This is a genomic window from Kitasatospora sp. NPDC057595 (genome assembly GCF_042800875.1).
GTDB lineage: Bacteria > Actinomycetota > Actinomycetes > Streptomycetales > Streptomycetaceae > Kitasatospora.
On sequence record NZ_JBHVGL010000006.1, the window covers coordinates 1 to 23,704 of the forward strand.

A 23,704-nucleotide genomic window follows, 5' to 3' on the forward strand; every position below is an offset into this window, starting at 1 on the left:
GGCCGGGGCCCCGGCCCGGCTCCCGCTCGACGGCACCCGCGGCCCGCAGCGCCCGCGCGAGCGTGCGCGGCGCGCCCCAGACCAGGGCGAGGCGGCGCTCCTCGGCGATCAGTCCGGCCGCCCCGGCCTCGTCCGCGAGCAGCGCCCGGGCCCGTGCGGCCGCCGAACGCCAGGGCAGCAGCGCGGGGTTGGCCACCTGCCGGGCGAGCAGCAGCCGCCCGCACTCCTGCAGGTCGCCCAGTGCCCCCTCGGCGTCCGCCGCGGCCAGCCGCACCCGGCCCCGGGCATAGGCGAGGTAGGCGCGGGCCATGCCGCCCCCGGCGTCCTCCGGCCGCGCCGCCGCGGCCGAGCGCTCGGCCCCGGCCAGGTCGCCCCGCGCCAGGTGCGCCATCGTCCGCAGGGCGGGCAGTGCCGGGGCCAGCAGCGGGTGCGCGCAGCGCGCCGGCAGGACCTCCTCGGCCCGGTCCAGCAGGGCCGAGGCCTCCTCCGCGCGGTCCTCGCCCAGCGTCGCCAGCGCCTTGATCAGCAGCGCCAGGGCGGCCACCGCCCGGGCGTTGGAGCGGTGCGCGCGGGCCAGCACGGCGTCCAGGCCCAGCTGTGCCTCGGCCACGTCCTCGGTGAGCACGAGCGCGTGGCAGGCCGCCGCCTGGACGCTCAGCGGCGTGCCGTCCAGCGCCGCCGGGGACAGCGCGGCGCGGGCCAGCTCCCTGGTCCGGGTGAGGTCCCGCCCGCGCAGCGCGGCCAGCCAGGCGGCGGCCCCCGCCTCGGCGGGCTCGACGGGCCGGCGGGGCAGCTCGGCCACCGTCGGGCGGTGCGGCTCCCGCACCGCGCCGTCCTGGCCGTGCCGGGCGATCCAGAACAGCGCCCGCAACCCGGCGCGGGCACGGCCTCCGAGGCCCGGGACGGCGCAGACGCCGGCGATCAGCGGCACCGCCGAGGCGAAGTCGCCCCGGGCCACCAGCAGGTCGGCCGCGCGCACCCAGGCGGGCCCGGCGCTCGCGTCCACCGGGTCGAGCAGCGCCTGCTGCAGGAAGCGGTCGCTGCCCTCCGGCGCGGCGGGAAGCACCAGAACGCTCAGCTCGGTGAGGATCTCCACCCGCAGCCGCGGGCCCACGGGTTCGCGCAGCGCGCGCCGCAACAGCCGGACCGAGGCCTCCTGATCGCCGGCGACCCGCAGCCGCGCCGCCTCCCGGCGCAGCACCTCCACCGCCCAGGGTGCGCCGATCACCCGGGCGCCGAGCAGCATCCCGGCCGGCGTGCCGTCCGGGAGGGCCGCCCGGTTCGCCAACTCGGCCGCGCGGGCGAACAGTTCCTCGCGCCGCTCGGCGCCGAGGCCGGCCAGCGCGGCCTCGGCGGCCCGCTCGGACCGGAACGCCGGACGCTCCCCCGGCGCCAGCAGGCCGGTCCCGGAGAGGAACTCCAGGGCCCGCGCGGTGTCCACCGACCGCGGCCACATCAGGGCGGCGATCATCTCCGGGGTGCCGTCGGGCCCGCACACCGCGATCGCCCGCAGCACGTCCAGTACGCCCTCGGGCAGGACGCCGAGGGTGCGGACCGCACGGTCGCGGACCGCCTCCGCCGCGTACCCGCGCAGCCGCGCCACCCGGTCGGGCGCCGCCGGCCGGCCCGGCCCGGCGTCGCGGTCGGGCCGGGCGAGCAGGTCGGCGACCACCCGCAGCACGGCGGGATTGCCGTCCACGGCGAGCGCCGCGGCCTCGGCGAGCTCCGGCTCGACCGGCCCCCCGAGCGCCCTGGCCAGCAGCTCGCCCGCCCCGGCCGCCGACAGCGGGTCGAGCACGAGGGTGTGGGCCGCGACGGTTCCCGGGTCGGCGAGCGGGCACAGCTCGATCCGCTCGCCGGGCCCCGGCGGCAGCGCGTCGCTGCGCGCGGTCAGCAGCAGGAGCGGGGCACCGGCCAGCCGCCGCGCCAGCGCTTGGAGGAGGCGCAGCGACTCCACGTCGGCCCACTGCACGTCGTCGACCACGACCAGCAGCGGCCGGTCACGGGCCGCCGCGAGGAAGGCGCGGCAGAGCCGCCCGGACACGGCTGCGTCCGACGCCGCGCCGGGCCGCAGCAGCTCCCGCGCCAGTGGCGAGTCCCGCGGCGCGATCGCCGCGTGCAGCTGGGCCGCCACCGCGTGGCGCACCCCGGTCTCCTCCCAGCACGCCTGTGCGCCGGCGACCCGTACCCCGGCCGCGGCGGCCAGCTCCTCGGCCCGGCGCAGCAGCGCGCTGCGTCCGGCACCGGGCACGCCCCGCACCTCGACCAGCGCCGAGCGCCCGCCCCGCAGCCCGGAGAGCAGGTCGTCCAGCAGCCGCTGCTCCCGGTCCCGCTCGACCAGCCGCCCGCTCGGCCCGCAGGTCCCGGCCGATGTCCCGCGCGCCGCTTCTTCGGTCCTCCCCTTGGCCACTGCCCGCCCCTAGCGACTCGGTACGCGGACGTGCTCCGCCACGCTCCTCGGGCGATGTCTGGGGGCCGCGCCGGATCCCGTCGCCGGGACCAGGTCGGTCCGGCCCCGCACGTCGAGCTTCCGGTAGATGTTGGTGAGGTGCATCTCCACCGTCCGGGGGGTGATGAACAGCTGCTCGGCGATCTCCCGGTTGCTGACGCCGGTCCTGACGAGGGTGGCGATCCGCCGCTCGCTGCGGGTGAGGGTGTCGAGCGGGGAGACGGCGACCTGCGGCATCCGGCCGCCCGCGTCGGCGAGCAGCCGGCGCGCGGCGGCGCTGAGCAGGTGGTAGCCGCACCGGGTGGCCGTCTCGATCGCCTGCCGCAGGTGCCGGCGGGCACCCGGCAGGTCGTCGCGCAGCAGCAGCTCGCGGCCGAGCCGGTAGCGCGCCTCGGCCTGCACGAGGCGGGCCGGGGACTGTTCGAGCACCTCCACGGCCTCGGCGAGCAGCTCGGTGCGGGCCGCGCCGGTGGCGATCACGCCCGCGGCCACCAGGCCGAGCCCGCGGGCGCGCGCGGTGTCCCAGCCGTCCACCGCCTCCTGGACCTGGGCGACGATCCCGGCCGCCGCCGCGGTACGGCCCTGGCCGGCCAGCGTGGTCGCGGCGGCCAGCCACCACGGCGCCAGCACCGGATTGGCGACCCCGGCCTCCGCCAGGCTCCGGCCGCACCGCCGCCACAGCTCCACCGCGCCGTCGAGGTCGCCCAGCGCGCGCCGCAGCCTGCCGCCGACGTACAGGTACTGGTGCCACTCCCAGATCTGCTGTTCCAGGCCGGCCGGGCGGATCCGGTCGAGCACGGCGGCGGCCTCCGCGACCTCGCCGCGCGAGAGCAGCACACTGCCCAGCTCGACGGCGGGCAGCGGCCAGACCGTGGCCCGGTCGTCCCGCTCCGCGAGGGCGACCGCCGTGCGGGCGACCGTCTGCGCCCCGGCGAGGTCGCCCACTCCGTGCAGGGTGTGGGCGCGCCCGGCCAGGACGGACAGCCGCATCCAGGGCTCGTGCAGGGCGATGCCGTTGGACAGCGAGCGGGACAGCGCCCCCAGGGCCTCCTCGACCTCGTCCGCCAGACCGAGGACCAGCGAGGAGGCGAGCGCCTCCCACCCGGCGGGCACGGTCTCCTCCACCCGCAGGGCCCGCCGGGCCAGCGCCACGGCCTGCCGGGCCGGACGGCCGGTCAGCGCGGCGAACACGCTCATGCCGGAGAGCAGCTGACGCTCGGCCGGACTGTCGCCGCGGGGCACCGGCCAGCCGCCGACCAGCGCCCCGACCGGCGCCATCGTCGACCTCCCGTTGACGGCGGCCACCAGCAGGGCGGACTCCAGCGAGGTCCGCAGCTCCCGGTCGGCCGGGAGCGGGTCGGCGCCCAGCTGCCGGCGCAGGTCGACGAGCGCCGCGCCGAGCACCCGGACCGCCTCGGGGACGTCGCGCGAGCCGAGGGCGGCCCGCCCGTACTCCAGGGCGATCGACGCCCGCTCCCGCACCCCGTCGCTCTCCCGCAGGGCGTGCCGCAGCTGTTCCAGGGCGGCGGCCGGCGCCACCCGGGCCGAGGCCCTGGCCAGTTCGATCCGCACGTTGCGGCGCTCGGTCCCGCCGAGCTCGGCGGCCAGCGCCCCGCGCAGGTAACGCGCCGCCGCCCGGGCGGTCGCCCCGCCGGGCGACTGGGCGGCCGCCTCACGCAGCACGGTGAGCATCCACGGCTCCGGCAGGTCGGACAGCAGGGCCAGCTGGTCCGCCACCTCGGCCGCCGGGCGCCCGGCGTCGTTGAGCACCCGGGCCGCGCGCAGGCGCAGCCGCTCCAGCTCCGGGCTCGGCAGCTCGGTCAGCACCGCCGCCCGCACCGCCTCGGCCATCGGCGCCCCCGGACCGGGCCCGATCACCCCGAGGCGCCGCAGCCCGTCCAGCGCGAGGGCCAGCCGGCTGCCGCCGACCCCGCAGAGCGACCCGAGCAGATCGGGGTCGGCGCCGCCGAGGACGGCCAGCGCCACGGCCACCTGGCGCACCTGGCGCGGCTCGGCGGCCAGCGCGGTGCGGGCCGCGTCGACGCCGACCGCCTCGCCCAGCACGCGCAGCCGGTGCAGCCCGCGCTCGTCGGGGCGCACCCCGGCCGCGCGCAGCCTGCCGAGCAGCCGTTCCAGCAGCAGCGGGTTCCCGCCGCACAGCGCCCGGCAGCGCCGGACGAACCGCTCGTCCGGCAGGCCACCCAGGGCGCGGGCCACCGCCCGGCCGGTCTCGGCCTCGCTCAGCGGGCCGAGCTCCAGGAGCGCGCAGCAGCCCTCGGCCAGGATCTCGGTGAGCATCGCCGCGCCCGGGCCCTCGCCGGCGGTGCGCTGGGAGAGCAGCACCAGCAGCGGACGCCCGGCCGCGCGGCGCAGCAGGAAGTGCACGCATCGCAGTGACTCCTCGTCGCACCACTGCGCGTCGTCCAGGACGAGCGCCATCGGGCCGGCGGCCAGCAGCTCGACGGCGTGCCCGTAGACCTCGCGCTGGACCGCGAAGGCGGCCCTCGGTGCGGTGGTCCCTGCGGGGTCCGGCCGCATGCCGAACAGTTCGCGAACGGACCGGTACCCGCGTCCGCCCCGGTCCCCCTCGCCCCCCTCGTTCTCCCCGACCCCGGCCCCGACCCCGGCCCCCGGCGCCGGGCCCGCCGACCGGCGCACCGTCGTCCCGGCCTCCGCCATCCGCCCGGCCACCGCGTCCAGCAGCCGGCTGCGCCCGATCCCGGCCGGTCCGCGGACCAGCACCGCCCGTGCGACGCCCCCGCGCGCCTCTTCCGCCAGCCTGAGCAGCCCCGCCGGTTCAGCGACTCGATCGATCTCGCGTATCTCGGTTCGCCGGCCCATGGCGTTGTGCACGCCCATGACGTCTCCCATCCCCGAAACCCTGCATCCCCGCCCCCGGTTTGATCGACGCGATCCGGTCGGCTTCGGCTTTCCCGACGAAGCCGACCAAACCCGATCGGAATCGATGTTAGCCTCACCGCCGGTGACTGATGATCAACTTTGAGCTAAGAGACGGCCGAAGCCCGCCCTCCGGCGCACGGCCCACCCGGACCGCCACCCCGGCCGTTCACCGCGGCCGGAACCTCGGCCACGACCCCGGCGGCCAGCCCAACGGCGCCGGTTCGTGCACGACCGTCCTTCGAGGGCCCACATGAACGGGACCGGCAAGAGCATCGGACACAACGGCGTGAACTGCACTATGCATGTCATGCCAACGAGCCGAACCCGCTACCCTCCGCCCCGACAGTCTCCGCCCGCGTTCTCTTCCCGTTCCCACCCCGTTCCCGTCAGGGCGTCTGGACCGGGGCGCCCAGCCGGTAGTCGTGTGCGGTGAACGCGGCCGCGACGGCGAAGCGGTCCGCGCGGACCAGGGTCTGCCGCCATTCGACCGGGCGCCCCCCGGCGTCCCGGCCGAGCCGGTCGATCGCGAGCAGCGCGGTGGCCGGCGGGCAGTCGAGCAGGATCCGCTCCCCCCGGCCGGGGACCACGGCGCGGATGCGCTCCCAGCCGCCGCCGATCCGGCTGCCGCAGTGACGCTCCAGCTCGTCGTAGAGCGAGGTGCGGGTGAAGTCCACGTCCAGCAGCGGGCGGGCCAGGTCGGCCGGCAGCCAGACCCGGTCCACGGCGAGCGGCTCCTCGTCGGCCAGGCGGACGCGTTCGAGGTAGACCAGCGGCGTGGACTCCTCCAGTCCCAGGCGGGCGGCGATGACGCCGTCGGCGCGCTGGTCGAGCGCGCGCACGACACTGCGCTGGACGGCTCCGACCTCCTCCACCGCGCGGAACAGGCTGTACGCCTCGCCGACGTCCTGCTCCAGCGGGCGGCTCGCGGTGAACCGGGAGGCCCGGCCGCGCTGAGCGCTGACCACACCCTCCTCCCGGAGCGTGCGCAGGGCCTCGCGCACGGTGTGCCGGCTGACCCGGTACTCGGCGACGAGGTCGTGCTCGCCGGGGAAGGCGTCGCGGAACTCGCCCTCGTCGAGCCGGCGTTGCAGGTCGGCGCGCAGCTGCGCCCAGAGCGGGTTGCCCGCCGATCGGGTCAGTGGCCTGGGGCCCGGCTCGGAGGTCACGGCGCCGTCCTGGGGGTCAGGGATCGGATGGGTGGTGCGGGATCGGGTGGTGCGGGACACGCCTTGAATGGTCGTACCTCTGCGGGGAGAGCACAAAATCGGCGCCCGCCGGGACCGGCGGGCGCCGACGGGGTGGCCGCCGCCCGGGGCGGGGTGTCCCGGGCGGCGGTCGTGGGATCCGTCAGGCGAGCACGCCGATCAGCATCGAGCCGGCCACCGCGAGCAGCACGGCGGCGAAGGCCCGCTGCAGGGCGGCGCCAGACAGCTTGGCGGCCAGTCGCTTGCCGTCCCAGGCACCGAGGACCGCGGCGCCCACGAACGGTCCGAAGACCGCCGGGTCGAGCGAGATGCCGGTGACCGTCAGCCGGGTGGCGAGGGAGACCAGCGAGTTGACGAGGACGACCACCAGGCTGGTGGCCACCGCCTTGCGCATCGGCAGCCGGAGCACGGACACCAGCGCGGGCACCGCGAGGAAGCCGCCGCCCACTCCGAGCAGCCCGGTCACCGCGCCCAGGCCGGCTCCGGCCGCGAGCGTGCCCAGGTGGCTGCCGCCCGGGCGCCGGTCACCGTCGAGCCCGCCGCCCTCAAGCCCCTCCTCGGACCGCCCGTCCTCGGCCGGCGTGCGCCGCGCCGCCCGGGTGCCGCGCAGCATCGCGGCGGCGGCCAGTGCGGCGAGGACGGCGAACGCGCAGGTCAGCACCGACTGCGGGATGCGGTGGGCGAGCCCGGCCGCCCCGGCGGCCGGGAGCACGCCGGCCGCGGCGAACAGCCCGCCGGTGCGCCAGCTGATGGTGCCGGTACCGGCGTGCCGGGCGAGCGCGGTGACGGACGTGGCGGTGACGATGACCAGACTGGTGGTCCCGGCCTCGGCGGGCGAGACGCCCAGCAGGTACACCAGCGCCGGGACGGCGAGCACGCCCCCGCCACCGCCCAGCGCGCCGAGGGCCACGCCGACCACGGCTCCGCAGAGCAGAGCGGTGATCAGGACGCTCACGCCGTGACGCCGTCCGGAGCCAGGTCCGCGGGGTGGACGACCTCACCGTTCCAGGCGGCGAAGCCACCGCGCAGGTCGATCGCCTCGAAGCCGCGGGCCCGCAGCACGGACGCGGCCACCGAGGAGCGGTTGCCACCCGCGCAGATCACGGTCAGCGGCTGCTCGGTCGGCAGTTCGGCCAGCCGGGCGAGCAGTTCGGGCAGCGGGACGAGCCGGGCGCCGGGGATGCCGCCCTTCTCCCGCACCTCGCCCGGGCCGCGCACGTCCAGCAGCTCGAACCCGACCGCACCCTCGGCGAGTTGCTCGGCGAGGGTGTCGGCGTCCACCCGTCCGGCGGCGGTCAGGTGCTCGGCGCCGACGGCGTCCACCGGGCCGGCCAGCGCGCCCAGGACGCGGTCGAAGCCGATCCGGGCCAGCCGGTTGCGGGCCTCGACGACGGTGTCCGGGTCGCCGCACAGGATGATGGCGTCCTGGGCGTCGAGCACCTGGCCGGCCAGTTCGGCGAACCGGCCGCCGAGCGGGATGTTGACCGCGCCGTGCAGGTGGGCGGCGGCGAACGCCTCCGGCTCCCGGGTGTCCAGCACGGTGGCGCCGCCGGCCCTGGCCGCGACGAACTCCTCGGCGGGGAGCGCGGGGACGGGGGTGTCCTCGTCCAGGACCGGACGGGCCTGGCGGTTGCGCACCGAGGTGAACGCGAAGTAGGCGGGCGCGGCGGGCTGACCGGCGGTCACCACGGCGACGAACGCGTCCTCGGTCACCTCGGCGAGCGCGTAGTTGCCGCGGCGCTGGTTGCCGATCGTGCAGCTCAGCTCGGTGGAGAGGTTCTTGCCGCAGGCCGAGCCGGCGCCGTGCGCGGGGTAGACCCGGGTGTCGTCCGGCAGGGTGAGCAGCGCGCGGGTGGACCGGTACAGGTGGCGGGCCATCTCCTCGGCGGACCGGCCGCGCGAGCTGAGCAGATCGGGGCGGCCGACGTCGCCGATGAACAGCGTGTCGCCGGTGAGCACGCCGAACGGGACGTCGTCACCGGCGTGTTCGCGCACGACGACGCAGATCGACTCCGGGGTGTGCCCCGGGGTGTGCAGGATCTCCAGGTCGACCTCGCCCAGGCCGATGCGCTCGCCGTCGGCCACCGGGTCGGTGTCGAAGTCGAGCGCGGCGGCGGAGCCGTAGGAGATGCGCGCGCCGGTGCGCTCGGCCAGCTCCAGGTGACCGGAGAGGAAGTCCGCGTGGATGTGGGTCTCGATGACCCGCTCGATGGTCAGGCCGTGCTGTTCGGCGGTCGCGAGGTACTCGTGCACGTCGCGCTGGGGGTCGACCACGACGGCCCGGCCGGTGGTGCGGTCACCGACGAGGTACGAGGCGTGGGAGAGGCAGTCCAGGTAGAACTGCACGAAGACCAGCGGTCCGGCGGGCTTCGGCATCACAGGCTCCTGAGGGTGGACGGTGGGTGCGCCCCGCGGCCTTGCGGGCGGGGGCACGGGTGGGATGGCCGCACGGCCCGGACGGCGGGCTGCGACGGGCTGCGGCGAGGCGGGATCCGGGGTGTGCCCGGCAGGGGTCAGGCGAGGCCGCGGAGCATGAGGTTCCAGTAGAGGAACGGCAGGCCGCGCCGCTTGAGGTGCCACATGTCGGTGCGCTCGCGGATGGTGTTGATCACCGGGATCGACGGGGTGGGCCGGCCGCTGTAGTCGAACTCGGCGAGCAGCATCTTGTTGCGCGCGGTGGTCAGCGGGCAGGACGCGTAGCCGTCGTAGGAGGCCTTCGGCTCCCGGCCGTTGAGCACGGCGAGCAGGTTCTCGACGAGCACCGGCGCCTGCTTGCGCACCGCGGCGCCGGTCTTGGAGTTCGGCGAGGAGCCGGCGTCACCGAGCGCCCACACGTTCGGGTAGCGGACGTGCCGCATGGTGTGCTTGTCGATCTCGACGTAGCCGGCCGGGTCGTCGGCACCGGCGAGCGGGCTGCGCTTGATCCAGTCCGGGGCGCTCTGCGGCGGTACCAGGTGGGCGACGTCGTACGGCAGGGTCGTCGTGCCCCCGGTCCCGAGGTCGGTGACGACCACCTCGCGGGCCTCGGGGCGCACCTCGGAGACCTCGCTCCCGTAGTGGACCTTGATGCCGTAGCGGCGCACCACGTCGTCGAGCACCCGGGCGAACTCCGGGACGCCGAAGATGGCGGCGCCGGGGATCACCAGGTGGACGTCCATCCGGCCGAGCACACCCTCCTTGCGCCAGTGGTCGGCCGCCAGGTAGGCGATCTTCTGCGGGGCGCCGCCGCACTTGATGGCCCCGGTGGGCATGCTGAACACCGCGCTGCCGGAGCGGGCCTCACGGATGAAGCGCCAGGTCGCGGGGGCGTACTGCGGCAGGTAGTTGCTGGACAGTCCGTCCCTGCCGAGCCCGGCCTCCAGGCCCGGCACCCGGTCCCAGTCGAGCTGGATGCCGGGGCAGACGACGAGGTGCTCGTAGGAGACCGTGCCGCCGTCGTCCAGCGCCACCTCCCGCGCCTCGGGATCGATCGCGACGGCGGCCCGGCGGATCCACGCCACGCCCTTCGGCATGACGGACGCCTGCGGCCGGATGCTCTCCGCCAGCGGCGCCCGTCCGCCGCCGACCAGCGTCCACAGCGGCTGGTAGTAGTGCCGCTCGCTCGGATCGAGCACCGCGACGTCCTGCTCGCCGGCCCGACGGAGCCGGGCCGCGACCGAGATCCCGGCGGTCCCGCCGCCGATGATCACGATCCGGTGATGCTTGGTTATCAAGGGGCCTCCCCGGCCTGACCAAATGTACGGACATTAAACTAGGAGCGAGCGGTCGTAGCCGCAAGATTTGTCCGTACATTTTGCCTCCGGGGCACGGTCCGCCCATGGCAAGGGCGCCGGCCGACCCTCGATGAGCCATGAGGGCCGGCCGGCGCCCGGTGCCGTACGCGCCTACAGCGCGCCGGTCTCCACCAGAGCCTGGAGCCGGTTGACGACCGTGCCCAGGGTGCCGTCCGCCTCGATCTGTTCGAGGTGACCGCCGACGAAGCGGTCGATCCGCAGGTGCGCGGTGGCGATCCGGCGGAGCGTGTCGGCGTCGGCCGAGGCGATGAACGCGGGATCGGAGATCCGGCCGTCCTGGTACGGAGCCCAGTTCTTCCAGTCGAAGCCCTCCTCGACCAGGCCGCGGGCCGAGGCCACCACGGCGAAGTGCTCGACGGGGGCCAGGCCCAGCGGCAGCCGGACGGGCGCCGCGGCGGCCTCCGGCGCAGGTCGGTACAGGGCGATGATCTCGCGGGCCGATTCCTGTGTCAGCTCAGGCATGGTTCGAACCTCCGCACCAGTTGGTCAGGATCTCGTGGACCGCGAAGTTCCAGAAGTCCTTCGGGTTCTCCTTGCGGGCGTCCACCTGGTAGGTGAGGTCGCGCGGGAACAGCACCTCCTCCTCATTGGGGAACTCCGAGTAGTCCCACACCTCCGCACCGGTCCGGCCGTCGATGTCGAGCAGGGCGTTGGTGGCGAACCCCTGGGCGACCTTCCGGTCCGTGCTCGTGCTCGTGTACGAGGTATTGAGGATCTTCGCACCCACCTGGTGCTTGGCCAGGCGGTCCGCCTTCATGTTGTCCCCGCGGTAGGTCGTGCCGGTGTGGAGCTTCAGGTTCCACAGGCCGGAGTCGATGGCCTCGAAGAGCGGCAGCAGCTGCCGGTACTCCGGGTCGGTCGGCTTCTTCTTGTACAGCACGGAGTTGATCGCTTTGTAGTAGTTCGTCGTGTAGATGCTGACCGCCACGGCCTGCCGATAGGTCACCGAGGCCGGCAGCTTGATGCTGCCGATCTTCGCTTTCGCCTGCTTGACGTACACGTCGTAGTCGGCGGGCAGCTTGAGATCGAACACGTTGTCGTAGTTGTTCTTGATCTCGGTGAACGCGGGCGTCAGCTGGTCGCCGAGTTCCTTGGTCAGCGCCACGACCTTCACGGTGGACACCTTTGTGGTGTTCGACGACGCGTAGTGCGCCGCCGCCCAGGTGAGCGCCGACGGCACCTCCTTCGGGTCCGCCTTGCGCGCTCCGGTGCACACGAGGGACGTGGCGACGCGTACCGGCTCGGTGGGGTAGAAGCAGGCGAGTGCCTGGAAGATCGCCCGGACGGGGACCCCCGCGTCGGCGTCCCAGTCCTTCGGTTCGAAGACCAGGATCCGCTTGAACTGGATCCCGGCGGCCGTCACCGGCTTCGAGATCCAACAGGGCAACAGGGGCCGGTAGTCCTTCTCCTTGTCCTTCGCCAGCGCTTCGACGGAGACGCCCGCCTTGGCGAGCGCGCCCACCAGGCTCCCCTCCGTGGGGGTGTAGTCGTCGGGCAGGCAGGAGACGACGAGGACGTCGACCGCGTCGGCCGGCGCCAGTTTCGTCAGGTCCCCCCACAGGAACTGGACTGTGCGCTCGTCCTTGTCGGGATGGTCGACCTTGAAACTGTCGATCTTGGTCAGGGCCATGGGTGGTCCACCTTGAACTGTTCGGGGTCCGCCGGGGAGGAAGGCACCTCCCCGACGCTCGGGGCACGACGGTCGTGAAAGGTCAGGGGCGGTTCACTCCTTCAGCTTCGCGAGCGGGGCGTTGACGTGGATGTTGGAGTTGCCCGGGATGTCGGGGATGAAGTCGAGGTCCACGTCCGGTCCGAACACCAGGCAGTGCGTGGAGCCGCCGTAGTGGAACGAGCCGAGCTCCTCGCCGCGTTCGACCGTGTCGCCGGGTGCCACGGTGACCTCGCACGAGGACACCTCCGCCATGCCGATGGCGACGAAGGCCATCAGCCCGACGGCCGGTTCCGCGGCCTCGATGTAGACCACCGCGCGGGCGGCGAGGTGCGCGATGTATCCCTGCGAGAGGTCGGGGGCGGCGACGTCGCACAGCGCCGCGGGTGTCTGGGAGTAGTAGGTGCCGGGGATGTTGCGGACGGCCACGACGGTGCCGTCGACGGGGCTGTGCCAGCGGTGGTAGTTGAGGGCGCTGAGGAACGCCTGGTAGACGGTGCCCCCGTGGAAGGTCTCCGGGTCCGGCTCGGCGGGGCCCTTGTGGGCGGAGTCGAGGAGGAACGCGAGGGCGTACGGCTGGCCCTTGAGCCAGAACGTGTTGCGCTCCTGGACGTCGTGGGCCAGCCGGTACGGGACGGACTCGGCCGCGCTGGCAAGGGTCCTCGGGTCCTCGTCGACGGGCCGCGCGCCGGGCTTGAACCTCCTCGTGAAGAAGTCGTCCCAGGAGGTGAACCCGTAGTGGGGGAGCTTGGGGTCGCACTCGTAGAGGTCCTCGAACTTGCCGCCCGCCGACTTCTCCAGCGCGGCGAGCGCCTCCTCGCTGAACCAGTGGTTCTTCTCCGCGTCCAGCACGTAGGCCGAGTCCGGGCTCGCCAGGTACACGCTCCACTCGTCGAGCATGGCCTTGAGGTGCGCGTTCACCTTGTCGTCGAGGAACGCGGCGAAGCCGGCCTGGGTGCCCATGGCCCAGTTGAGGATCGCGTTGACGGGGAAGCCGACGAGCCCGGAGTCGTTGTACTCCGGCGCGGTGCCGATGGCCTCGTTGAACAGCTGCAGCAGCTGGTCGACGGTCTTCACCTGGGGGAAACCGGTCGGCGTCTCGCGGTGGGACAGCTGCCACAGCATGTCGTTGAACAGCATGTAGATCTTCGGGTCGGATTCGATCAGGTCGCGGAGCGCGGCGACGGAAGGCTTCAGCTTCTTCGGTTCACCCGTGCGGGCCGTCTCCTCGACCCGCCCGATGAGGTCGTCCAGCCAGGTCCGCAGGACGTCGTGGTCCGACGGGAGCCATCCGCCCGCGCGCACGGTGGAGTAGAAGTCCATGATTGTCCTCGCCTGTGGATGTCTGGGACCGCCCTGGACGGCATCGCCGCTGCGCGGCGGACATGGGCCGCGGTCCCGGCCGCGTCCCACGCGGCAGGGGTACGGGCGGGCCCCGGTACTTCCACCGTAGGCACGAAGGCGGACGGGTCGCCAGGGCCGGACCGGTTCGGGCCGGACGGAGCGGGAACGTGCTCACTGGGCGTCACCGGGCCCGCCCTGCGGCGCAGTCCGGTCCCGGCACCACCGCCGACCCGTGCACGGTGCGGAGCCACCTGACCGGCCACTCGAACGGCGTAGCGCCCACGACCTGTCCGGCCGTCGGCGCCGCGCCGCGAGGAAGGAACCTAGGACGCCAGGGGCACCGCCGTGGGCCCCATGGCCTCCAGGCCGGTGGGCTGCTCGTCCTGGCGCAGGGCCACGTTCCGCAACAGGTAACACTCGGCGAGCGTCATCGCGGCGAACTCGGCGATGTCCACGCTCTCGGGCGAGGAGTGGATGTTGCACAGCGGTTCCTGGCAGCCGATCACCAGCACCGTCGCCCCGGGGTTGATCTGCTGGAGCTCGGTGACCAGGGGAATCGTTCCGCCGTCTCCGGTGAGCAGGGTCCGCTTGCCCGGGTAGGCGTGCTCCATGGCCTCCTTGGCGAGCGCGTAGCCGTGCCCGGTGGTGTCCGCCTGGAAGCCCGGAGCGGCGTCCGCCTTCTCGACGGTGATGTCGGCGTTCCACGGGTTGAGGTCGGGCCGGTAGATGAACTGCTCCAGGCGCGCGATGGCGTCCTCCGGCCGCTCCAGCGGGGCGATGCGCACGCTCACCCGGGCTTTCGCCGTCGCGGTCAGCTGGTTGACGGGCGGGTCGTACGAGGGCGGGCCACTCAGCGCGACGACGTTGGCGGACGGCCGGTCGTACAGGCGGCTGCCCAGCGTGTCGCTGCCGATGAGCCGGACGTCCGGCAGCATCCCCGCCTCGTCGCGGAAGGCGGCTTCGTCGGGTTCCTCGCCCTGCCAGTGTTCCCGGACCAGGCCGGGCACGGTGACGTCGCCCCGGTCGTCGACGAGCGCCGCGAGGATGCGCGCCAGCGCCATGAAGGCGTCGGGCGCCGGGCCTCCGTACACACCGCTGTGCTTGGGCTTCCTGAGCGTACTGACCGTGACGTCCACCGCCACGACGCCGCGCAGGCTGGTGGTGAAGGTCGGTTCGCCGAGCTCGTGGTTGCCGCTGTCCGCGACGACGATGACGTCGGCGGTGAACAGGTCCTTGTTCCTGGGGTCCTGCACGAAGCCGTCGAGGGTGTCGCCGGACTCCTCCTCCCCCTCCAGGAAGATCTTCAGCGGAACCGGCGGCCTGCCCTCGAACGCGCGCAGCGCACCGAGGTGCATCATGACCCCTGACTTGTCGTCGGCGGCGCCACGGCCCTGCAGCCGGGTGCCGTTGTCGATCGGCTTCGGGTCCCACGCCTCGGTCCACCCGCCGTCCCCGACGACGTCGTAGTGGGCGTACAGCATCACCGTGGGCAGGCCCGCGGTGTCGCCGTCGGGTCCGCACGTGGCATGGACCAGGGGGGCGTTCCTGGTGACGTCGCCTATGTTCAGCTGCTCGACGTGGACGTGCTCCAGCTTGAAGGCCGGGTCGGTCAGCTTCTTCTGACACCAGTCGGCAGCGTCCTTCACCGGTGTCAGGGCGTCCTTGTTGTAGACCGACCGGATCTTGACGAACTCCGTCAGGTCGTCGATCAGTCCCTTCTTCAACTGGCTGATCTTGACAGCCAGATCATCGTTGCCCATGGTTCCCGCCTCCTCGGTACGGGGCCGGCTACCGCAGCAGCGGCTGCTGCTGGGTGATGCAGTGGGCGCCGCCGCCGCGTTCGAACAGCGGCCTGGCGTCGATGCCGTGGACGTCCCGTTGGTAGGCCTTCTGCAGGATGTCGTTCGCCTGCTTGTCGTTCTCGTCGTCGAAGTTGCACGCGATGATGGCGTCGTTGCAGACCACGTGGTTGATGTAGCTCCAGTCGAGCCATTCCCCGGAGTCGTCCGTCAGCCTCGCCGGCGCGGGCACCCTGGTCACCGTCAGTGGCTTGCCCTTGAAATCGGTGGCCTCGCTCAGCAGCTTCACGGCGCGGTTCGACACCTCGTAGTCGGGATGGTCCTTGTTCTCCTGGCTGTGGACGAGCACCTGGCCCGGCGCGGTGAAGGTCGCGACGATGTCGATGTGCCCGCGCGTGCCGTACGGCGAGTAGTCGGCGGTCAGACCCCGGGACAGCCAGATCAGCTTGCACTCACCGAAGATCTCTTCGAAGACCCCCTCCACCCGTTCCCGGGTCCAGCCCAGGTTCCGGTACGGGTCCAGCTTCACCGTCTCGCAGACCAGGAACGTCCCCTGTCCGTCGGTGTGGATGTCGCCCCCTTCGGTCACCAGCTCCGACGGGATGATCTCGGCGCCGACCTGCTCGGCGATCGCCGTCGCCACCCGGGCGTCCCAGGCCCACCTGGTCCAGGGCTGGGCGCCCCAGGCGTTGAACACCCAGTCCACCGCGCCCAGCCGCGCGCCTTCGGGGTCGACGACGAAGGTCGGCCCGGTGTCCCGCGCCCAGCCGTCGTCGTGCCTGACCACCGTGATCGTCGCGCGGGGGACCCACTTCTCGGCCTGCGCCTTCTCCTGCTGCGTCACCAGCATCGTGACGGGCTGACCCCCGTGATCCAGGATCGCGTTGGCCACACTGGCCCACGCCCCGCGCATCTCGTCGGGGTCGGAATCCGGCGGGTACCACTGGACCGGCCACGCCATCCAGGTGCGCTCCTGCGGCTCGGTCTCGGCGGGCATCCGCCACGCACTGCTCTCCAGGCCACTCATCGCTCCTCCGTCCCGCTCGGCGGCGTCCCATGGACGCTCTCACGCGGACGGCCCCCTGCCGACGGCCCCGTGCGAACGGTTCCGCCCCGACGCCGCAGCCGCGGCCGGGGAGATCGCCGAGCCTGGATCCTCGTTGTCTTCGCCCCCGGTCACCCCCGTTCGGCCCCCTCCCTCCATCGTAGGAACTCGGCCCGTCGGCGCACCCGGAACTCCCGACCCGTTCCGGTCGCGTCCGCCGGACTCCTCGCCGCCGACGATCCCGGAGACCTCCGCGATGTCACTCAGCGTGTCGCCGTCACGCACCGTCAACGAGCCCTCGGCGACCGCCTCCACGTGGCGTGGCGCCGCACCCGTGCGGGGGGACTCGGGCACGACGGGCGATCCGTCCCACCGTCAGGACGGCCGGTTTCCTCCTCCGGGCTGCGGCCGTCGGCCTGGGCCACGTGGGCCGGCCACTCGCGGGGCGGGACCGCGAAGGCCTCGCGGAACACGCACAGGCCCTCCCCCTGAACCGGGAGAGGGCCTGCACGCACCACGGGGTCGGACGCCGTGCCCGGACGCTAGTGGCGCCGGGCCCTGCGCCTGCGGAGCTCCACGAGTGCCCAGCCGAGGGCCGTGAACGCCACGGCCGCGACCGCCATCGGCACGACCCGGTCCTGGCCGGTGTCGGCCAGGTGCGAGCCGGGCGCGGCGCCCGGCGCGGCCGGTGCGGCCGGCGACGTGGTCGGCGTGACCGCTGCCGCCGGTACCGCCGGTGCCGGCGCCTCGGGCGCGACCGCCGGCGTGGCCGTCGGCGTGGCCGCCGGGGTGCTCACCGGCGCGGTCGGGGCCACCGTCGCCGTCGCGGTCACCGTCGGCGACGGGGTCGGGGTCGGGATGGGCAGCAGCCGGTTGACCACGGTCGCCGAGACCCCGGCGTCGAGGTTCTCGGAGTTCAGCACCAGCGGCCCGGACACCGGGTTGTCCGGAACCGCGTAGCCCTCCGGCGGACTGACCTCCTGCCAGTAGTACGCTCCCGGTTCGACCGTGGACGTGCAGAGTCCGTCGGCCCCGGTCGTACAGGGCTCACCGACCCGGGTGTCGGGCTTCTCCCCGGAGGTCTGCGGCCCGTCGGTGCCGTTCGTCTCCCGCCACAGCGCGAACCTCGCGCCCGCCAGCGGCTTTCCGTCCTGGTCCTGCTTGACCAGGCGGACCGCGCCTTCCTGGCGGCGGAAGCCGAGGTCGAAGGTGTGGTCGTTCTCGCCCGGTCCGCCGGTGGTGAGCGTCCGTTCCGGATAGCGGGCGCCGTCCGGGACGGTGCCCTTGGAGTCCACGAAGCGGTTGTCGCCGACGCCCGCCTCGGTCGGCACCCACCGGTACAGCGGCCCGCCCGACGCGTAGTCCGCCGGGTTGTCCATCCTGATCGTGTACTCGGTCCTGGGCTTCAGACCGCCGGGCACGTTGGAGTCGTCGAAGTAGTACTCGCCGCGCGGTGTGGTGGTCGTCGACGCGACCAGCTTGCCGGACTCGTCGTAGAGGTTGACGGTGGCGCCGGGGACGGGGCTCTGGCCCGGGCTCTGGACGCCCTTGCGCTCGGGGTCGTACCAGACCCGGTTGCCGATCTGCAGCGGCGCCTGGTCGCAGAGCACCTCCAGGTCGCCCATCGAGGCGCCCTTCCCGAAGGCGGGCCTGGCGGTCGAGGTGTTCAGGCCCAGGCCGGAGCCGGCGGCCCTCGTCCCGTCGCGGTTGGTGAACATCGTGCCGATGCGCCACGCGACGTCGGTGGGGTCCACGGCCGAGATCGCGATGGAGTCCTCCACCTTCGACAGCGCCATGCCGGCGTAGGCCGCGTTCGGGTGGTAGCCCTGGAAGGTGCCCACGCTGAAGAACCTGGTCCCCCGCGTGGCGGTCCCGCAGCCGAGGTTGGTGTCCATCACGTACATGCCGTCGGAGAGGCACGCCTTGTTCAGGTCACCGCCGGCCGCGAAGCTGTGGTACGTCGTGGGGTCGCCGGTCCGCGGGAACGCCGTCGCCTTGTCGGTGAGCCGGTCGCGGAACGCCAGCAGCATGGAGCCGTCGGTCTCGAAGACGATCTCGGCCAGCTCGGGCTCGGGGTTGGCGTAGAACCCGGTGCCGGTGCACGCCTTGCCGTCCTGCTCGGCGGGGATCGTGTCCGTCCACGGGAACCAGCCCGCCCCGGGGCAGAGGCCCTTGGCCGAGACCGCGCGCGGGTAGTCCAGGGGCTGGTTCAGCACCGCCCTGCCGAAGGCTCCGGTCGCCGGGTCGAAGGGCAGGACGACGGCGCGCAGGTCCGAGGCCTTCCCGGTCGACTCGCCCGAGCAGACACCGCCGAGGTAGCCGACGCCGTCCTGCACACCCAGGCCGAACGGACGCCAGTCCGCCGGCGAGGGGCAGCCCGGGTCCGGAATCGGGTAGGAGGCCTGCGGCGCCGACGCCGTCGCCTTGGTCGCGTCGTAGCGGTACAGCCTGCGGTTGTTGAGATTGACCACGAACAGGTCGCGGCCGTCCTCGGAGAGCTTCAGGGCGCCCAGGCTCTCCTTGCCCGGCGCGGCGAGGAAGGCGTCGTCGGAGGCGCCGACACCGTGCGCCGCCGCCCCGGCGTCCGGGACGGTGGTGAACAGCGACGTCGTCCGGTTCGCCGGGTCGGTGACGTAGATCGCGCCGGCGCCCCCGGGGCCGTACGTGGTGTCCCGCTTGGCCAGCGCCGAACTGAACAGCCGCTTGCCGGACTTGCTCCACCCGATGCCGTAGACGGCGCCGGTCTCGGCGTTGGTGGCCAGGTCGGTCGTATCGGTGTTCTCGCCGCGCGCGCCGTAGGGGAAGCTCACCAGCGTACGCGGGTGCTGCGTCTCGCTCGTCGCGGGCTGGCAGGCCGTGACCAGCGGCGCGTTCTTCTGGCAGTAGTCGCCGGGGTTCCACAGCCCCGTGGTGTACGCGACGTTCCGGCCACCGGCGAGGTCGACGAACTCCTCGTTGCTGCTCAGCTGGTTCGGCGCGCCGTCGAGGCCCTGCCGCGAGGCGAAGGCCGGGAACAGCAGGCCCGGCTTCGGGTTCACGACCTGCACCCGGTACTTCCCGCCGGCGGACCGGGCCGTGCCCGGCGCCAGGGTGACCGTGCCGTCGGCGGCCGTCACTCCGGTGACCTCGGCGCCGTCGTCGCCGGTGAGGACCACCGTGACCCCGCCGATGCCGGGCTCCAGGACCGGGCTCCACACACCGGTGGCGTCGACCGCCCGCACCACCCGCACCGTCACCGAGCCGTCGGCCTCCTGCGGATACGCCGCCGGAGCCGCCAGCATCGAGCAGCTCCCGATCCCCAGGGCGAGCACCGCGACCCGGCCCACCGCACGGCGGCCGGGCAACCCCGACCGTCGCCGCCCCGGCCCGCGCGCGGCGCCGTTCATCTCTTCACTTGTAGGTGTCATTCCCGCTCTCATGGTTCAGGCGATGATCCGCCTCGTGGCCCGAATCCTAGAGGAGGTTCGACAATCCCTTGATCACTCAGTCGAATTGACGTCAAATCACTCCCATCCCGCCCAGGCCGGACATCGCCTCGACGGGACACCGACACACCGTCGCCGCGGGGCGGCACCTTGGCCAGGTTCAGCCGACGGGTGGCCGAGGGCCCGATGGAGGCGACGCGCTGTGGTGGTGGCCACCACCATCCGGTACGCAACTGTGGTACCGGGCGACGTGTGCCCGACCCCGCCGGGTTCCTAGCGTGGCGGCCATGGAGAACACCGAGAGCACCGGCGGCCGGGCCGCCGCCCCGGCCGCCCGCTTCCTGACCGGGCGGAAGGCCCTGGTGACGGGCGCGGCGAGCGGCATCGGCCGGGCGTGCGCCACCGCCTTCGCCGAGGCGGGCGCGCACGTGTACGTCGTCGACCTGGCGGGGGACGCCGCCGAGGCCGTCGCGGCGGAGATCGGCGGCACGGCCCATGTGGTCGACCTGGCGGACCCGGCGGCGGTGGACGCCCTCCCGGACGACGCCGACATCGTGGTGAACAACGCCGGGCTCCAGTACGTGGCGCCGATCCAGGACTTCCCGGTCGAGCGCTTCGTACTGATCCAGCGCGTGATGGTCGAAGCGCCGTTCCGGATCGTCCGGCGCACCCTGCCGCACATGTACGAGCGCGGGTGGGGGCGCATCGTCAACATCTCCTCCGTGCACGGGCTGCGGGCGAGTGCCTTCAAGTCGGCGTACGTGACGGCCAAGCACGCCCTGGAGGGGTTCAGCAAGGTCGCCGCCCTGGAGGGCGCGCCGCACGGCGTCACCAGCAACTGCATCAACCCCGGGTACGTGCGCACGCCCCTGGTGGAGAACCAGATCGCCGCGCAGGCCGCCGCGCACGGCATCCCGGCCGAGGAGGTGGTGGAACGGATCATGCTCGACCGCACCGCGATCAAGCGGCTCATCGAGCCCGAGGAGGTCGCGCGGGCCGCGCTCTTCCTCTGCGGCCCGGACGCGGGCTTCGTCACCGGCGCGTCCATCCCGCTGGACGGGGGCTGGACCGCCCACTGACCCGACCGGCACCCCACCCCCTGGCCAGGTGGCCGACGCCCACACCGTGCCGCCCGAGGTATGCGCCGCCGACATAGGGCGCACGCCGCGGCGTCCCTAGGGTGTCACGCACTGGACCCTCGGTGTGGAGGAGTGAACGCGGTATGTGGAGAAGCGGACGTGGCAGGCGCAGAGGCTTCGGATGGCTGCTGGCGAGCGTGCTGGCGCTGATCGGCGCGGTCGTCCCGGCGGTGCCGGCCTCGGCGGCGGTGCCCTCCAACCTGACGCTGGAGGCGAGCTACAGCAGCGTCGCCAACGGCTGGGACCGCGTCGAGCGGTACCTCGACACCACCCCCGGCTTCCAGCAGGAGCAGTATCCGCCGGACGGCCGCGGCAACCAGGACGGCCAGCGGCTCACCTTCTTCGGCGGCGTCAAGCAGCCGTTCTCGGGCCGCTTCCTGCTCTACTCGGCCCCGGGCTGGAACACCGGCTCGCACCAGGTCCCGGTGCTGCTGGTGCACGGCGCCAACGACAACCCGGACCGGGCCTGGGCCAATCCCGGGGAGTCCGGCGGCTACGGCTGCGGAGCCGTCTCCTGTCCGGGCACCGGTCTGATGCAGTACCTGTCCGGGCGGGGCTACCGGGTCTTCGCGGTCGGCTTCGCGCACAAGCAGGGCGACAACCTGATGCAGGCCCAGGCGGTCGGCGACGCCGTCGCGCTGATCCGCGCCAAGCTCGGCGTCCCCCAGGTGGACGTGGTGGGCTGGAGCAAGGGCGAGATGTCCGCGCGCTCCTACGTGTCCTCGGTCAAGCCCTCCTGGGGCCGCCCGTACGCCGGCGACGTGCGCAAGCTGATCACCATGGGCGGCCCGAACGGCGGCTACGACTACCCGTTCGCCCACGGGTGGGCGCACGACTTCTCCATCTGGCCGCAGTGCGGCGGCCAGGTCAACGCCCCCGCGCCGCACCTGCGGATGACCTGCTACGGCACCTACACCGCGCACCCGGAGTTCTCCTTCGCCCCCTCGGGCGGCTACGACGTCTACCCCGGGCAGCGGCAGATGCTGGCCCGCTGGGACTCGGTCTTCGGCATCGACCAGACCCAGCAGGACTGGTACACCACCTACTACGGCGGGCAGGGCTTCTACACCGACGGCGGAGGCATCCAGGCCGCGATCAACGCCGGCTCGCTGATCGCCCCGCTGCACCAGGCCGGGGTGCCCGCCTCGGTGACGACCTACCTCCTGGCGGGCGGCGCGCCCAGCGTCGTCGGCATCTTCAACGAGAACCGCGCCCCCAGCGACGGCGTGGTCTTCGTGGCCAGCGCCCTGGACACCACCGGCATCGCCACGGTCGGCGGCACCGCGCTGATCTCCCTCGCCAACCACCTGCAACTCGGCTGGGACGGCGCGGCGAGCGCCCAGGTCGCCGGCTGGCTGAACTGAGGACACGCCCGATGATCACCGATCGACTGATCACCACCGAACGGCTGACCGTGAACCACGCCGAGATCGAGGGCCGCACCGGCGAGCCGGTGGTCCTGGTCCACGGCAACGTCTCCTCCGGCGTGTTCTGGCACCCGACCATGGCCGACCTGCCCGAGCGCTACCGCCCGCTGGCGCCCGACCTGCGCGGCTTCGGCGGCACCGAGCCGCTGCCGGTGGACGCCACCCGGGGTCTGCGCGACCACAGCGAGGACCTGCTCTCCTACCTCCAGGAGCTGTCCCTGGGCCCGGTGCACCTGGTCGGCTGGAGCATGGGCGCCGGGGTGGCGCTGCAACTGCTACGCGATCACCCTGAGCTGGTCCGCTCGCTCACCCTGGTCAACCCGGTCTCCCCGTACGGGTTCGGCGGCACCCACGGGGTGGACGGGACGCTCAACTCGCCCGACGGGGCGGGCTCCGGCGCCGGCACCGCGGCGGCGGAGTTCGTCCGGCTGCTGGGCGAGGGCGAGTCGGGCGCCGGGTCGCCGTTCGCGCCGCGTTCGGTGCTGGACACCGCCTACGTCAGCGCGCCGCTGGCCGAGCCGGACCGCTACGTGGCCGCCATGCTGACCACCCGGACCGGGGAGGACCACTACCCCGGCGACAGTCGGCCGAGCGACACCTGGCCGGGCGTCGCACCCGGCGAGCGGGGCGTCCTCAACTCCATGGCGCCGGTCCACTTCCGGATCGACGACCTGGAACTGGTCGAACCGAAGCCGCCCGTCCTGTGGATCCGCGGTTCGGCCGACGTGATCGTCTCCGACACCTCGCTGTTCGACCTCGCCCACCTCGGGGCGATCGGCGCGGTCCCGGGCTGGCCCGGCGCGGACGCCTGCCCGGCGCAGCCGATGGTGGCGCAGACCCGCGCCGTCCTCGACCGCTACGCCGCCGCCGGCGGGCGGGTGCGCGAGGTGGTCGTCGAGGGCGCCGGGCACAGCGTGCACCTGGAGCGGCCGAAGGAGTTCCTGGCCGCGCTGGTGGAGGTGCTGGACGGAGCCTGACGACACGGCCGCCACAGCCCCGTGGCCCCGATCCGCCGTTGTGCGGGCCGGGGCCACGGGGCTGTTCGGTGCCGTTCAGCCGGCGAGGGTCTTGTGGAGGGCGTCGAGGCCGTCGGTGTAGATGCCGGTGAAGAGGTCGACGACCTCCTGGTCGGTGGCGTTGACCGGGTTGAAGCGGCCTGACCACTGGACCTCGGCGAGGTCGTCGCGGCCGGGGACGGCGTGCACGCGGATGGTGGAGACGTAGCCGTCGACCGGGAACGGGGCCTGGAGGATGGCGTAGCTGTACTGGCGCTCGGTCTCGTTGAAGTCGACGAGGCGTTCGACGATGACCTGGCCCTCGGGGTTCTTGAGGCTGCGGACGCGGCCGCCCTGGGAGGCGACGCTCTCGGGGATGTAGGGGAGCCAGTCGGGGAGGGCGTCGAAGCCGCCGATGAGGTTCCAGACCTTCTCGGGGGTGGCGGGGACGGTGCGGCTGACGGAGGTGGAGGCCATGGTGACTTCTCCTGGTGGGGGCGTGTGTGGGGTGT

Annotated in this window: 16 protein-coding genes; 3 read left to right on the plus strand and 13 right to left on the minus strand. The window is 73.7% G+C overall.

The window, feature by feature from the left end:
- The 12 genes from ACFU9E_RS11675 to ACFU9E_RS11730 all read right to left on the minus strand — a co-directional run.
- Nucleotides 1–2,410: AAA family ATPase (locus tag ACFU9E_RS11675; protein ID WP_380714935.1), on the minus strand; the 2,410-nt coding region annotated here is incomplete at its 3' end.
- 9 nt (nt 2,411–2,419) lie between these two features.
- Complete coding sequence (locus tag ACFU9E_RS11680; RefSeq protein WP_380687616.1) at nt 2,420–5,320, minus strand: LuxR C-terminal-related transcriptional regulator; 2,901 nt, start codon at nt 5,318–5,320, stop codon at nt 2,420–2,422.
- A gap of 416 nt (nt 5,321–5,736) precedes the next feature.
- Nucleotides 5,737–6,516, minus strand: coding sequence for a GntR family transcriptional regulator (locus ACFU9E_RS11685; protein ID WP_380687614.1), 780 nt, complete (start codon nt 6,514–6,516; stop codon nt 5,737–5,739).
- 181 nt (nt 6,517–6,697) lie between these two features.
- Complete coding sequence (locus tag ACFU9E_RS11690; protein WP_380689377.1) at nt 6,698–7,510, minus strand: TSUP family transporter; 813 nt, start codon at nt 7,508–7,510, stop codon at nt 6,698–6,700.
- Nucleotides 7,507–8,931 (minus strand): rhodanese-like domain-containing protein, encoded by a 1,425-nt coding sequence (locus ACFU9E_RS11695; RefSeq protein ID WP_380689374.1) that lies wholly within the window; start codon nt 8,929–8,931, stop codon nt 7,507–7,509. Before ACFU9E_RS11695 ends, ACFU9E_RS11690 begins: the two co-directional genes overlap by 4 nt.
- A gap of 137 nt (nt 8,932–9,068) precedes the next feature.
- Entirely contained in the window at nt 9,069–10,268 is a 1,200-nt protein-coding gene (locus ACFU9E_RS11700; protein WP_380689371.1) for an FAD-dependent oxidoreductase, read from the minus strand.
- Between the two features lie 171 nt (nt 10,269–10,439).
- On the minus strand, nt 10,440–10,811 hold the full coding sequence (locus ACFU9E_RS11705; protein WP_380684467.1) for a DUF6508 domain-containing protein: 372 nt from the start codon (nt 10,809–10,811) through the stop codon (nt 10,440–10,442).
- Complete coding sequence (locus tag ACFU9E_RS11710; protein WP_380684466.1) at nt 10,804–11,979, minus strand: ADP-ribosyltransferase; 1,176 nt, start codon at nt 11,977–11,979, stop codon at nt 10,804–10,806. The genes ACFU9E_RS11705 and ACFU9E_RS11710 overlap by 8 nt, the downstream gene beginning before the upstream one ends.
- 93 nt (nt 11,980–12,072) lie before the next feature.
- Complete coding sequence (locus ACFU9E_RS11715; protein ID WP_380684465.1) at nt 12,073–13,341, minus strand: phosphatidylserine decarboxylase family protein; 1,269 nt, start codon at nt 13,339–13,341, stop codon at nt 12,073–12,075.
- A 344-nt stretch (nt 13,342–13,685) separates the two neighbouring features.
- Nucleotides 13,686–15,122 (minus strand): M20/M25/M40 family metallo-hydrolase, encoded by a 1,437-nt coding sequence (locus ACFU9E_RS11720; protein ID WP_380684464.1) that lies wholly within the window; start codon nt 15,120–15,122, stop codon nt 13,686–13,688.
- A gap of 28 nt (nt 15,123–15,150) precedes the next feature.
- Nucleotides 15,151–16,188 (minus strand): agmatine/peptidylarginine deiminase, encoded by a 1,038-nt coding sequence (locus ACFU9E_RS11725; RefSeq protein WP_380684463.1) that lies wholly within the window; start codon nt 16,186–16,188, stop codon nt 15,151–15,153.
- A 560-nt stretch (nt 16,189–16,748) separates the two neighbouring features.
- Entirely contained in the window at nt 16,749–19,592 is a 2,844-nt protein-coding gene (locus ACFU9E_RS11730) for an SdrD B-like domain-containing protein (protein ID WP_380684461.1), read from the minus strand.
- Nucleotides 19,593–19,918: 326 nt separating this feature from the next.
- On the opposite strand from ACFU9E_RS11730, the gene ACFU9E_RS11735 reads away from it, so the two are divergent.
- The 3 genes from ACFU9E_RS11735 to ACFU9E_RS11745 all read left to right on the plus strand — a co-directional run bounded on the left by ACFU9E_RS11735 (nt 19,919) and on the right by ACFU9E_RS11745 (nt 23,174).
- Nucleotides 19,919–20,710: a 3-hydroxybutyrate dehydrogenase gene (locus ACFU9E_RS11735; RefSeq protein ID WP_380684460.1), complete on the plus strand. Its 792-nt coding sequence runs from the start codon at nt 19,919–19,921 to the stop codon at nt 20,708–20,710.
- A gap of 143 nt (nt 20,711–20,853) precedes the next feature.
- Entirely contained in the window at nt 20,854–22,134 is a 1,281-nt protein-coding gene (locus ACFU9E_RS11740) for an esterase/lipase family protein (RefSeq protein WP_380684459.1), read from the plus strand.
- Nucleotides 22,135–22,145: 11 nt separating this feature from the next.
- Nucleotides 22,146–23,174, plus strand: coding sequence for an alpha/beta fold hydrolase (locus tag ACFU9E_RS11745; protein WP_380684458.1), 1,029 nt, complete (start codon nt 22,146–22,148; stop codon nt 23,172–23,174).
- Between the two features lie 75 nt (nt 23,175–23,249).
- On the opposite strand, the gene ACFU9E_RS11750 is transcribed toward ACFU9E_RS11745, so the two are convergent.
- Entirely contained in the window at nt 23,250–23,669 is a 420-nt protein-coding gene (locus ACFU9E_RS11750; protein ID WP_380688954.1) for an SRPBCC family protein, read from the minus strand.
- Nucleotides 23,670–23,704: the final 35 nt, after the last annotated feature.